The sequence below is a fragment of the Flavobacterium aquiphilum genome (assembly GCF_027111335.1).
GTDB lineage: Bacteria > Bacteroidota > Bacteroidia > Flavobacteriales > Flavobacteriaceae > Flavobacterium > Flavobacterium aquiphilum.
In genome coordinates, this window is the sequence record NZ_CP114288.1 from 518,511 (window position 1) to 531,240 (window position 12,730).

The following is a 12,730-nucleotide window of genomic DNA, read 5'->3' on the forward strand; positions in this document are numbered from 1 at the left end:
GTCAAAAATCTAAATTCAACAATCTAAAATCAAAAATAACCATGATACAAGTAAAAAATCTTTCTAAACAATATAATGGGATTACTGTATTGAATATAGAATCATTGGAAATTCCAAAAGGCCAAAGTTTTGGATTAGTGGGTAACAACGGAGCAGGAAAAACAACTTTTTTTAGTTTGTTGTTGGATTTAATTCAGCCCTCAACAGGACAAATTTTAAACAATGAAATTCAGGTGAATGCGAGTGAGGATTGGAAACCTTTTACGGCTTCTTTTCTGGACGAAAGTTTTTTGATTGGTTATCTGACTCCTGAAGAATACTTTTATTTCATAGGTGATTTAAGAGGTCAAAACAAAGCTGATGTCGATCTGTTATTAGCTCAACATGAAGAATTTTTTAATGGTGAAATCCTTAAAAATAAAAAATATTTACGCGATTTATCCAAAGGAAACCAAAAGAAAGTGGGAATAATTGCCACGCTGATTGGAAATCCTGAGGTAATTATTTTGGATGAGCCTTTTGCTAATTTGGATCCAACTACTGTTAATAGGTTGAAAAAAATCATCAAAGAATTGTCCGATAATCCTAATATTACGATTTTAGTTTCCAGCCATGATTTACAACATACGGTAGATGTTTGCGACAGAATCGTTGCACTGAATAAGGGTGAATTGGTCAAAGACATGGCAACTTCGAAGGAAACACTTCAGGAATTGGAATTGTTTTTTGCAGTTTAAATTTATATATTTCAAAAAGAAACGTATTTTTACAAGTCATTATACTAAATGCTGTCTTAAAACAGTTTAATGCTTTAAACGTTTTCCTTTGAAAAGCAATACTTCAAAATATATTTTAGCTACGGCACTACTGTCTTTCTTGATAGCTTGTTCTACCAAGAAAGACACTTTTTTGGCTAGAAATTCCCACGCTTTGAGTACAAAATATAATATATTGTACAATGGGCAAATCGCTTTGGACAAAGGGTTGAAAGCGGTAAATGACAATACTACCGAAAATTTCTGGAAACGTTTGCCTGTCGAAAAAATGTTGATTAGCGATGATGCGCCTATTGATGGAAAAACTAAAAATTCCGATTTTGAAGTTGCTGAGGGAAAGGCAACAAAAGGTATTCAAAAGCATTCAATGAACATTGGTGGCACCGAAAAAAATTACCAAATAGACGAAGCTTATTTATTGCTTGGAAAAGCGAGGTATTTTGATCAAAGGTTTATTCCGGCCTTAGATGCTTTCAATTATATTCTTTATAAATATCCAAACAGCAGTAATATATATAATGCCAAAATTTGGCGCGAAAAAACCAATGTTCGATTAGGGAATGATGCTTTGGCTATAAAAAATATCTCAAAACTTATTAAAGACAACGATTTAAGAAAACAGGAATTTGCAAATGCGAACGCTATTCTGGCAGATGCTTTTTTGAATCTTGAGGAAAAAGATAGTGCGGTCGTTAAGTTAAAATTAGCGAATGCCTTTACCAAAATCCATAATGAAAGAGAACGTTATTCTTTTTTATTGGGACAATTGTATGAAGAAGACGGGCAAAAGGACAGCGCCATTTATTTTTATCAAAAGGTTATTGATATGAATAGAAAGGCCGAAAGGAAATTTGTTATTCAGGCTTACGCCAAAAAAGCGAAACTTAATAATTATCAGGGTGCTGACTATGATGAATTCGTCAAGAGATCCAAAAAGATTATGGAAGACAGGGAAAACAGACCCTATCTGGATGTGATTTATCATAGCATCGGAATATTTTACGACAATAATAACGAGAAGGAAAAGGCCTTAGATTATTATAACGCTTCTTTGGATACGAAATCTAAAGATTCTTATTTGAATGCTTCCAATTATAGAAATATTGGGAATTTATATTTTAAGCATACGGATTATTTTGCAGCGGCCAAAAGCTACGATAAGTGTTTGGAACTATTGGATCCAAAAACAAGGGAATACCTTCAGATTTCGAAAATTAGAAAGAATCTGGATGAAGCAATTGTCAACGAGGCAATAGCCAAACGAAATGACAGTATTATTTACGTTACTTCTTTGAAAGAGCCAGAACGGGTAATTTATTATGAAAATTATATTCAGAAATTAAAAAGCAGTGACGATCTTAAAAAACTGCTTGCTGAAAAACAAAAGAAAATAGAAGGCAACATTGCATTGAATATGGCTGGAAAAATGCCAAATGATGTTATTCAGAATCAAAATGGTCAAAATGTGACTCCAGCTTTTGCACCGCCGACAAATAGTAATCCATCGGCAGCTTCAAATCTATTCTATTTTTATAACCCCAATACGGTTGCTTATGGGAAATTGGAGTTTAAAAAGATATGGGGAAATAGGGCACAAACTGGATATTGGAGAGTTTCGGCTACAAATAATGTAGATCCAAATGCGCCGAATATTGCCGCTGCAAAACCAGAGCAGGATTCTATTAAACAAGTAGCTGCTACCGAAGTAAACGAAAAATACACCACAGATTATTATTTGAAGCAATTGCCAAAATCACAAACTACAATTGATAGTATCACTAAAGAAAGAAATGAGATTTATTATCAATTGGGAGTTATTTACAAAGAAAAATTCAAGGAATACGATTTGGCGACAAACAGACTGGAGAAATTATTAACCTACCAACCGGAAGAGAAATTAATTCCTCCCACAAAATACAACTTATATAAAATATATGAGATTACCAATCCGAGTAAGGTAGCATCAATTAAGAATGAGTTAGTAAGCCAATATCCAAATTCGCGTTATGCGCAAATCATAACCAATTCTAAATTACAGGAGGGCATCGCTGCTGACAGTCCCGAAGCAGTGTATGAAAGATTGTATCGATCGTACCAACAGGAAAATTTCGGGTTGGTTATGCAGCAGATAGATGGTTTAATTAGCCATTTTTCGGGTGAAGCCATAGTTCCAAAATTTGAATTGCTAAAAGCATATACTATAGGTAAACTCCACGGATTGGATGCTTATAAAAAAGCAATAGAATATGTGGTCGATAATTATGCTAATAGTAAAGAAGGAAAAGATGCGATAGAAATTCTTAAAACTCAGATTCCGCTTTTGGAGAAAATGAGTTTCAGTACGGTTGATTCCAAGAATTGGAAAGTTGTTTTTAGGATTGATAAAAATGATGTAAAAAGTGAATCTGAAATAGAAAAGAAATTAGTTTTGTTTTTGGCCAATGAAAATGTAGAGAGGTTAAAATACAGTTGTGATCTTTATACCGAAAAAGAAAGTCTTGTGACTATTCTGGGAATTCACTCTGAATCGTATGCTCAATTTGTGGCGGCGCTTTTTGCCCAAAATGATAAGTATAAAATTAACCAGCCGGGAATTGTCATTTCAAATGAAAATTATAAAATTGTTCAAATCAAGAAAAATCTTGATGAGTTTCTTTCACTAAAAAAATCGTAATTATGTTTGACAAAAAACCAAAATCCTATACAGATCTTCTAGGAAAAACCAATAGAATTGTTGAAGGTACGACGATTCATGGCGACATAGTTTCTCCAGCCGATTTTAGATTAGATGGTGAATTGATAGGGAATTTTACTTCGAACGGGAAATTGGTAATTGGCCCTGCCGGAAGTGTCAAAGGGGATATTATTTGTAATACTGCCGACATAGAAGGAAAATTTGAAGGAAAAATCCAGGTTGAAGAGATTTTAAATATCAAAGAATCGGCAAATATTATAGGAGAGGTTGTAATTGGTAAATTATCTGTTGAACCTGGGGCTATTTTCAATGCATCCTGTGTTATGTTATCTGGTAATACTAAAGGGACAAAAAATGTCGACGAATAAAGACCCCAAAAAAAACAACTATAATAAATGGTTGGCCTTAATTAACATCCCAATCCAAATGGGAGTTATTATTTTTCTGTTTTCATATTTAGGAAATTGGCTGGATCAAAATCATCCCAGTCCAAAAGTCTATTATGTAAAAGTGATGGTTTTGATAGGTGTTTTTTTGGCACTCTATAATGTAATCCGTCAGGTAAACGAAATAAACAATAAGCAATAAAAAGTATAATGAACCTTAAAAAATCACTCCCTTTCTTAACTTTACTAGCCATTTCAGTCCTATTATTTATCATCCATAAAATGGTCTTCTATAGTTTAAGAATTAATCAGGAGACTTTTTATTATTCGCTGGAAATACTTTATTTGTTTTTTTTCTCTTTTTCGGCAATTATTTTCGGAGTTTTATTAACAATAAAAAAAAGAAGTTTTGATAATGTAGGAATGTCATTCTTATTGGCAACAAGTATAAAGATGATTTTTTGTTACTTGATTTTAAGGCCATTATTACAGATTCCAAAACCCAATGATCCAACCGAAAGAATAAATTTCTTCATATTGTTTATTGTCTTTTTAACAATTGAGACTCTTTTTACGATACGCTTGGTTAATGAAAAAAAATGATAATAAGTAAAGTGAATCAAAATCTCAAAAAAAATACTTTTTTATGCTTTCGAGTATTAATTAAAAATGTACCTTTGCGCCAAATTTTAGAATCGTTAAAAAATAAGTTATTTAAGAGATATGGTGATTTCCAACAAAGCACTTAGATTTATTATAGCGACTTTCGTTATATGTCTTCCTTTAATTAGTATGGCAAACCCTGAAAAGGACTCTACAGCAGTTGAAACTGTAGTTGCACATGAAGGAGTTGAAGCAAACCACGAAGCACATGCTGAGCCAACAGATGTGAAGTCAAAAGTAAAAGCATTTGTAAAACACCACGTTTTAGATTCACACGAATTTTCTTTTTTCCAAGATGACGAAACAGGAAAGTACTATGGTTTTTCATTACCTATTATTATTTGGGATAATGGATTGCAAATTTTCTCTTCTTCAAAATTTGAGCACGGAGAAGCTGTTGCCGAATCAAATGGAAACTACTACAAATTGAACCACCACGACGGTAAAATCTATAAGACTGATGCTAGTGGTACAATTACTGAAGATGAGAAAACAGGTCATCCAACAAATGAGCGTGTTTTGGATTTTTCAATCACAAAATCGGTTTTGGCTATAATGATTGCTGCTGTTTTGATGTTTATCATTTTTACAAGTCTGGCAAAATCTTATGCTAAAAATAACGGAATCGCTGCAGGAGGTGCTCGTATTTTTGAGCCGCTTGTATTGTTTATTCGTGACGATATTGCAATTCCTAATATTGGAGAGAAACACTATAAAAAGTACATGAGTTATTTATTGACGATCTTCTTCTTTATTTTGTTTTTGAATATTTTTGGTTTGATGCCATTCGGTGTTAATGTTACCGGAAACCTTACTATTACTTTTTCATTGGCAATCCTTACTTTTTTAATCACAAACTTTACTGCTAAGAAAGATTATTGGGGACATATCTTTTGGATGCCAGGTGTACCAAAACTAATGCGTATTGTTTTGGCTCCGATTGAATTGTTGGGAGTTTTCATTAAGCCTTTCTCATTGATGATTCGTTTGTACGCGAATATATTTGCGGGACACATCGTATTGATGAGTATTATTGGATTGATGTTTATTTTCAAAAGCTGGTTAGGAAGTAGTTTGTCATTTGGATTATCTTTTGCTCTTTCAATTCTTGAAATATTAGTAGCATTTTTACAAGCTTATATTTTCACGATGTTGTCTGCACTATATTTTGGTATGGCTGTAGAAGAGCATCACCATGAGGAAGCTCATCACTAAAAGTTAGAATGAAGAGAATAGAAGTTGGAAGTAGTTCTGACTTCTAAATTCTGACGTCTAACCCTAAAAAAGAATGTTTAATTTTTAATTTATATATTATGCAAATTCCAACTATTGTAGGAGCAGGATTAATCGTAATCGGAGCAGGTTTAGGTATTGGTAGAATCGGTGGTTCAGCAATGGACGCTATTGCTCGTCAACCAGAAGCTTCAGGAAAAATCCAAACAGCTATGCTTATTGCAGCTGCACTTATTGAAGGTATCGGTTTCGCTGCTTTATTCGCTGCGTAATTAAAAAAAAGACAATAGTTACAACGGTTGGTTGTAACTATTGTTTTAATTAAATGTTGAAATTATATTAAACAGATTAAATTTTATAAAATACAATCTACTAATTTATAAAAAATGGAAAAGTTAATAAATCAGTTTGAGTTCGGTTTGTTTTTCTGGCAAGTATTAATATTTGTTGGGTTAATATTGTTATTGAAAAAATTCGCTTGGAAACCTATTCTTGATGCTGTAAACGATAGAGAAGAAGGAATTAAAAATGCTTTGCTTTCTGCTGAAAATGCTAAAAAAGAAATGCAAAATTTACAAGCTGATAACCAACGTATTTTACAAGAAGCTAGATTAGAGCGTGACAACATGCTTAAAGAAGCTCGTGAAATGAAAGATAAAATGGTTGAAGATGCAAAAACTGAAGCTCAAGCACAAGGTCAAAAAATGATTGATCAGGCAAAAGTTGCTATCGAAAGCGAGAAAAACGCTGCTATGGCTGAATTGAAATTACAAGTTTCTTCTCTAGCTTTAGGAATTGCTGAAAAATTATTGAAAGAAGAATTGTCTAACAAAGAGACTCAAACAAAATTAGTTGAGAAATTGTTAGAAGACGTAAAAATGAACTAATCATGGCAAGTACTAGAGCAGCAATTCGTTATGCAACCGCAATTTTAGATTTATCCAATTCAAAAGGAGTATCTGAAGTTGTGAATAATGACATGAAATCTATTGCTTCAACGATTAAGGGTAATGAGGAATTGAATACTTTCATTCAAAATCCAACCATTAAAGTAGAAGTGAAAGAGAAAGCACTTTTAGAAGTTTTTGCTAATGTTGACAATGTAACCAAAGGTTTGATTCATTTGTTATATGAAAACAAAAGATTTGAAATCCTTGACGTTATTGCTGCAGAATATAGCAAATTATTTGATATCAAGAATAATGTTGAAGTAGTAAAAGTAACTACTGCTGTTCCGATGGATGCAGCTCTTGAAGCTAAAGTTTTGGCTAAAGTGGCAACACTTTCTGATAAGAAAATCACAATCGAAAACACTGTAGATCCTTTTATCATTGGAGGATTTATATTAAGAATAGGCGATCAGCAATATAATGCTTCTATTGCCAACAGATTAAAAACATTAAAAAGAGAGTTAAGTAATTAGTTTTATTACACAGTAAGTGTCTAAATTATAAATTAAGATGGCGGAAATCAAACCAGCTGAAATTTCAGCGATATTAAGAAAGCAAGTAGAAGGTTTTGAGTCTGGTGCTACACTAGAGGAAGTGGGTACAGTGCTTCAAGTTGGAGATGGTATTGCTCTTATTTATGGGCTTTCAAATGTTCAATACGGGGAGTTAGTTGAGTTCGAAAACGGTTTAGAGGCAATCGTTTTGAACCTTGAGGATGACAATGTTGGGGTGGTACTTTTAGGACCTTCAACAGGAATCAAAGAAGGATCAACTGCAAAAAGAACACAACGTATCGCTTCTCTTAGAACAGGAGAAGGAATGGTAGGACGTGTAGTGAACACTCTTGGTTTTCCAATTGATGGAAAAGGACCAATCAGTGGTGAATTATTCGAAATGCCTTTGGAAAGAAAAGCTCCTGGAGTTATTTTCCGTCAACCAGTAACCGAGCCTTTGCAAACAGGTGTAAAAGCGGTTGATGCTATGATCCCAGTTGGTCGTGGACAACGTGAGTTGGTTATTGGTGACCGTCAAACAGGTAAATCTACTGTTTGTATCGATACCATCTTAAATCAAAAAGAATTTTACGATGCAGGAAAACCTGTATTTTGTATCTATGTTGCTATTGGTCAAAAAGCTTCAACTGTTGCGGCTATCGCTAAAACATTAGAAGAAAAAGGAGCTATGGCTTATACTGTGATCGTTGCTGCTAATGCTTCTGATCCAGCTCCAATGCAAGTTTATGCTCCTTTCGCAGGTGCTGCAATTGGAGAGTACTTCAGAGATTCAGGTCGTCCGGCTTTAATTGTTTATGATGACTTGTCTAAACAAGCTGTTGCTTACCGTGAGGTTTCTCTTTTATTAAGAAGACCACCGGGACGTGAGGCTTATCCTGGAGACGTTTTCTACTTACACTCTCGTTTATTAGAAAGAGCTTGTAAAGTTATCGCTGATGACAGTATCGCTAAAAATATGAACGATTTACCAGATTCTTTGAAAGGAATCGTAAAAGGTGGAGGTTCATTGACTGCTTTACCAATTATCGAAACTCAAGCGGGTGACGTATCTGCATATATCCCAACAAACGTAATTTCTATTACTGACGGTCAAATTTTCTTGGATGGAGATTTGTTTAACTCTGGGGTTCGTCCTGCAATCAACGTAGGTATCTCTGTATCTCGTGTTGGAGGTAACGCTCAAATTAAATCAATGAAAAAAGTATCTGGTACTTTGAAATTGGATCAAGCACAATTCCGTGAATTGGAAGCGTTCGCTAAATTCGGTTCTGATCTTGATGCCGTTACATTAAACGTAATTGAAAAAGGAAAAAGAAACGTTGAAATCTTGAAACAAGGTTTGAACGACCCTTATACAGTTGAAGACCAAATTGCAATTATCTATGCTGGATCTAAAAACTTATTAAGAAATGTTCCTGTTGCTAAAGTAAAAGAATTCGAGAAAGATTTCTTGGAGTTCATGAACAATAAGCACAGAGCTACTCTTGATGCTTTGAAAGCAGGAAAATTGACAGATGAAATTACAGATGTAATTGAATCAGTTGCAAAAGAAGTTTCAGCGAAATATAACTAATTTAGTGAAAAGTGAAATGTGAATAGTTTTGGCTATTCACATTTCGCGATTCACATTTCACTATAAATATAATGGCAAATTTAAAGGAAATCCGTAATAGAATTACTTCCATTTCATCTACGATGCAAATTACATCGGCGATGAAAATGGTTTCTGCAGCAAAGCTAAAGAAAGCACAAGATGCGATTACAGCTATGCGCCCTTATGCCGAAAAATTAACGGAATTATTACAAAATCTTTCTGCATCACTTGATGGTGATGTTGGAGGAGAATTTACTACACAGCGTGAAGTAAAAAAAGTATTAATTGTTGCGATTACTTCTAACAGAGGTTTGTGCGGTGCATTTAATACTAATGTAATTAAGGAAGCTAAAAGCCGTTCTGAATATTATGAAGGTAAACAAGTTGATGTTTTTGCCATTGGTAAAAAAGGAAACGATATTTTATCTAAAACGTCAACGGTAATTGAAAATCAAAGTTCAATTTTTGATAACTTAACTTTTGACAATGTTGCAGCTATTGCAGAAACATTAACTCAAAAATTTGTTTCGGGTGAATATGATAAAATTGAATTGGTTTACAATCAATTTAAAAATGCTGCGACACAAATTGTTCAGGTTGAACAGTTTTTGCCATTAGCACCTATTCAATCCGATAAAGCTAATGCAGCTGCAGATTATATTTTCGAGCCAGCAAAAGATGAAATCGTTTTGACTTTGATTCCAAAAGCATTGAAAACACAATTATACAAAGGTATTCGTGATTCATTTGCTTCTGAGCACGGTGCGCGTATGACCGCAATGCACAAAGCAACTGATAATGCAACTGAGTTGAGAGACCAATTGAAATTGACTTACAACAAAGCACGTCAGGCGGCGATTACTAACGAAATCCTTGAGATTGTTGGTGGAGCAGAAGCTTTGAAAGGATAAATTAAAATACATAAATACGAAAAAAGAGCCATTTGGCTCTTTTTTTTTGCTTGTTTTTAAAGGAACAAATAGCTTTATAATCCTTTAGCTCCGTATTTGTTTGGAATCTTAGCTTTCCCAATGGCTTTGTTTTTTGGAGGGACAAATAGCTTTATAAACCTCTATGCTCCGTTTTTTATAGGTGAAACTTAGCTTTACCCGTGCTCGTTTTGTGGGGGACGATAGCTTTATAAACCCCTATGCTCTGTTTTTTTATGGATGAAACTTAGCTTTACCCATGCTTTGTTTTGTGGGGACAAATTAGCTTTATAAACCCCTTTTCTAATTTTAACATTACAAATATCAATCATTTATTGAGTTCTTGCAATACCCACTTTTAGTGATTTTTAATAAAATTTCGTCACTTTTCTGAATGGCTTTTTTTGGTTATTTTTGTTCTACAAATTTTAAATATAATTCAATTGAAAGTTGTCGAACTCACCACGGTTTCTGAAATGCTTGATCAAATTGAGACAATGAAGCATTTGTATCCCAAACTTACTTTGGAGAGATATGAGGATTATTTACAAGAAATGGTTCCTCATAACTACAAGCAGGTTGCGGTTTTTGAAAATGAAATTTGTATTGGATTATCTGGTTTTTGGACAGCTATGAAAATTTGGACAGGCAAATACATAGAAATTGATAATTTCATAGTTCATTCAGAGCAACGGTCTAAAGGAGTTGGAAAAATGATGACTGATTATCTTGATAGTAAAGCAAAAGCCGAAGGTTGTAATGCCATTGTTTTAGATGCTTTCACTGGAAATTTCACTGCCCACAGGTTTTATTATAATCAGGGATATAACCCAAGAGGTTTTCATTTTGTAAAAATGTTGAACGAGGAGGGATTAACCTAATCTTTTTTTAGAAATTTAATTCAACAGCAAAAGTCCAAAAATAACCAAAGAATGGTTATTTTTGCTTACGTAATATTTAACAGAAAATTCATTTTGGGATTATATAAAAAGCTTTTTCAGCAAACGGCTATATATGGACTTGCCACAGTAATACCAAGGATGTTCACTTTCCTTTTGGTTCCGCTTTACACACACATGCTTCCAAAAGATGAATATGGTAAAGTATCTATCATTTTTGCCTGGATGATTTTTTTCAATGTTATTCTGGCCTATGGTATGGAAACCGCTTTTTTTAGATTTTATAATTCAGAGAAAAACAAAGACAGTGTAGTAGAGACGACAACTGTTTCTATCTTTTGGTCCACAATTCTTTTTGTTTTCTTAGCATTATTATTTAGAGATACTCTGGCATCTTGGTCCGGAGTAGATACGCAATATGTCACTTATTCGATTTGGATTTTGGCATTGGATGCATTGGTAATTGTTCCTTTTTCTAAGTTGAGGGCAAACCAGAGGCCAATGTTTTATGCGGCAATCAAAATTGGGAACGTTGCTGTAAATCTGGTGTTCAATTTATTTTTTCTGCTCTATCTACCAAGTGTTTCGACATCACAGCCGGACAGTTTTCTGAGTTCTGTCTATATCGAAAACTTTCAGATTGGGTATATTTTTCTAGCCAACATCATAGCGAGTTTTCTAACTTTTGTCGTGCTTTTTCCGGACTATTTTGCAATTAAATGGAAATTTGATTATGAACTTTGGAAGAGAATGATGCGTTATGGATTGCCTATCATGGTTGCCGGAATTGCTTTTGCGATCAATGAACAATTTGACAAAATTCTTTTGGGTAAATTATTGCCTGACAATATTGCCGATGAACAGGTAGGAGTTTATTCGGCTTGCTATAAATTGGGTCTGTTCATGGTGTTGTACAGAACAGCTTATACACTTGGAATTGAACCGTTCTTTTTTAGTCATGCTTCCAATGAAAAGGCACAGGAAACGTACGCGACGGTTACCAAATATTTTGTCATTTTTGGTTCTTTTATTTTATTGACGGTAATTGTTTTTGCCGATCTTTTGAAGCAAATCATGATTCCAAATTCAGCTTATTGGGAAGCGATGAATGTTGTTCCATTGATCATTTTGGCCAATTTCTTTTTGGGAATTTACACCAATCTTTCTGTTTGGTATAAGCTTATTGACAAAACCTATGTTGGAGCCTATATTTCGATAGTAGGTGCAGCAGTAACATTGATTTTGAACTATTTATTGATCCCTAAATACAGCTACATTGGTTCGGCAATTGCTACGATTTCAGCTTACGGAAGTATGATGTTTATTTCTTATTATCTCGGAAATAAATACTATCCAATTCCTTACGACAAGAAAAAAATAGCTGGTTATTTGTCTCTATCTACCGGTTTTTCATGTATTTCCTTTTATGGATTTGGTGGGAATTATTTTGTTGGAATTTTGCTTTTGGCAATATTTTTAGGATTCATCTACTACAACGAAAAAGAAACACTTTTAAGAATTTTGAAAAGACCTGTTAAAAATCAGGACTAACAAATTCATCATACAATACTATTTATATTTAGAAAATAATGACAATTAACATCATCAATAAATCACAGCACGCATTGCCAAATTATGAAACCATTGCTTCTGCTGGAATGGATTTAAGAGCTAATTTAACTGAATCGATAACCTTACAGCCTTTGGAAAGAGCCATTGTTAAAACTGGTCTTTTCATTGAATTGCCGATTGGTTATGAGGCGCAGGTGCGACCAAGAAGCGGATTGGCAGCCAAAAATGGTATAACGGTGCTTAATGCTCCTGGAACTGTTGATGCCGATTATAGAGGTGAGATCGGGGTAATTTTGGTAAATTTATCCAATACTCCATTTGTTATCGAAAATGGAGAGCGAATTGCCCAACTGGTTATTGCCCAACATGAACGTGCCGAATGGATAGAAGTTGAGGAATTGACAGAAACTTCAAGAGGTGCCGGAGGATTTGGAAGTACAGGAGTGAAATAAATTCTCAATCACAGCCCTCAGTTTTTAAAATAGAAATTAATAATAGAAAGATTCTTATCACATCTT

14 protein-coding genes are annotated in these 12,730 nt (G+C 34.0%); all 14 read left to right on the top strand.

The annotated features are described in order from the left end of the window. The first annotated feature begins 41 nt into the window (after window positions 1-41). Window positions 42-737 carry an ABC transporter ATP-binding protein gene (locus OZP12_RS02050; RefSeq protein WP_281227397.1) on the top strand — a complete coding sequence of 232 codons (696 nt, stop codon included), beginning with the start codon at window positions 42-44 and terminating at the stop codon, window positions 735-737. A gap of 88 nt (window positions 738-825) precedes the next feature. Next, complete coding sequence (gene porW / locus OZP12_RS02055) at window positions 826-3,450, top strand: type IX secretion system periplasmic lipoprotein PorW/SprE (RefSeq protein WP_281227398.1); 2,625 nt, start codon at window positions 826-828, stop codon at window positions 3,448-3,450. Between the two features lie 2 nt (window positions 3,451-3,452). Further along, window positions 3,453-3,839, top strand: a complete 387-nt coding sequence (locus OZP12_RS02060) for a bactofilin family protein (RefSeq protein WP_281227399.1) — start codon at window positions 3,453-3,455, stop codon at window positions 3,837-3,839. Next, the gene (locus OZP12_RS02065) at window positions 3,826-4,059 is read left to right on the top strand and encodes an AtpZ/AtpI family protein (RefSeq protein WP_281227400.1); all 234 of its coding nucleotides are present in this window, start codon (window positions 3,826-3,828) and stop codon (window positions 4,057-4,059) included. Before OZP12_RS02060 ends, OZP12_RS02065 begins: the two co-directional genes overlap by 14 nt. Window positions 4,060-4,067: 8 nt before the next feature. After that, window positions 4,068-4,460, top strand: a complete 393-nt coding sequence (locus tag OZP12_RS02070; protein ID WP_281227401.1) for a DUF6168 family protein — start codon at window positions 4,068-4,070, stop codon at window positions 4,458-4,460. Between the two features lie 120 nt (window positions 4,461-4,580). Continuing rightward, the gene (gene atpB / locus OZP12_RS02075) at window positions 4,581-5,735 is read left to right on the top strand and encodes a F0F1 ATP synthase subunit A (RefSeq protein ID WP_281227402.1); all 1,155 of its coding nucleotides are present in this window, start codon (window positions 4,581-4,583) and stop codon (window positions 5,733-5,735) included. A gap of 98 nt (window positions 5,736-5,833) precedes the next feature. After that, window positions 5,834-6,025 carry an ATP synthase F0 subunit C gene (gene atpE / locus OZP12_RS02080; RefSeq protein ID WP_077374818.1) on the top strand — a complete coding sequence of 64 codons (192 nt, stop codon included), beginning with the start codon at window positions 5,834-5,836 and terminating at the stop codon, window positions 6,023-6,025. A gap of 114 nt (window positions 6,026-6,139) precedes the next feature. Then, window positions 6,140-6,640, top strand: a complete 501-nt coding sequence (locus tag OZP12_RS02085) for a F0F1 ATP synthase subunit B (RefSeq protein WP_281227403.1) — start codon at window positions 6,140-6,142, stop codon at window positions 6,638-6,640. 2 nt (window positions 6,641-6,642) lie between these two features. Further along, on the top strand, window positions 6,643-7,176 hold the full coding sequence (gene atpH / locus OZP12_RS02090; protein WP_281227404.1) for an ATP synthase F1 subunit delta: 534 nt from the start codon (window positions 6,643-6,645) through the stop codon (window positions 7,174-7,176). A 37-nt stretch (window positions 7,177-7,213) separates the two neighbouring features. Further along, on the top strand, window positions 7,214-8,791 hold the full coding sequence (gene atpA, locus OZP12_RS02095) for a F0F1 ATP synthase subunit alpha (RefSeq protein ID WP_281227405.1): 1,578 nt from the start codon (window positions 7,214-7,216) through the stop codon (window positions 8,789-8,791). 71 nt (window positions 8,792-8,862) lie between these two features. Further along, window positions 8,863-9,723: an ATP synthase F1 subunit gamma gene (gene atpG / locus OZP12_RS02100; RefSeq protein WP_281227406.1), complete on the top strand. Its 861-nt coding sequence runs from the start codon at window positions 8,863-8,865 to the stop codon at window positions 9,721-9,723. Window positions 9,724-10,184: 461 nt separating this feature from the next. Next, complete coding sequence (locus OZP12_RS02105; RefSeq protein ID WP_432419514.1) at window positions 10,185-10,622, top strand: GNAT family N-acetyltransferase; 438 nt, start codon at window positions 10,185-10,187, stop codon at window positions 10,620-10,622. A 93-nt stretch (window positions 10,623-10,715) separates the two neighbouring features. Continuing rightward, complete coding sequence (locus OZP12_RS02110; RefSeq protein WP_281229113.1) at window positions 10,716-12,191, top strand: lipopolysaccharide biosynthesis protein; 1,476 nt, start codon at window positions 10,716-10,718, stop codon at window positions 12,189-12,191. Window positions 12,192-12,229: 38 nt separating this feature from the next. Beyond that, window positions 12,230-12,664 (top strand): dUTP diphosphatase, encoded by a 435-nt coding sequence (dut, locus tag OZP12_RS02115; protein ID WP_281227407.1) that lies wholly within the window; start codon window positions 12,230-12,232, stop codon window positions 12,662-12,664. Window positions 12,665-12,730 lie beyond the last annotated feature (66 nt).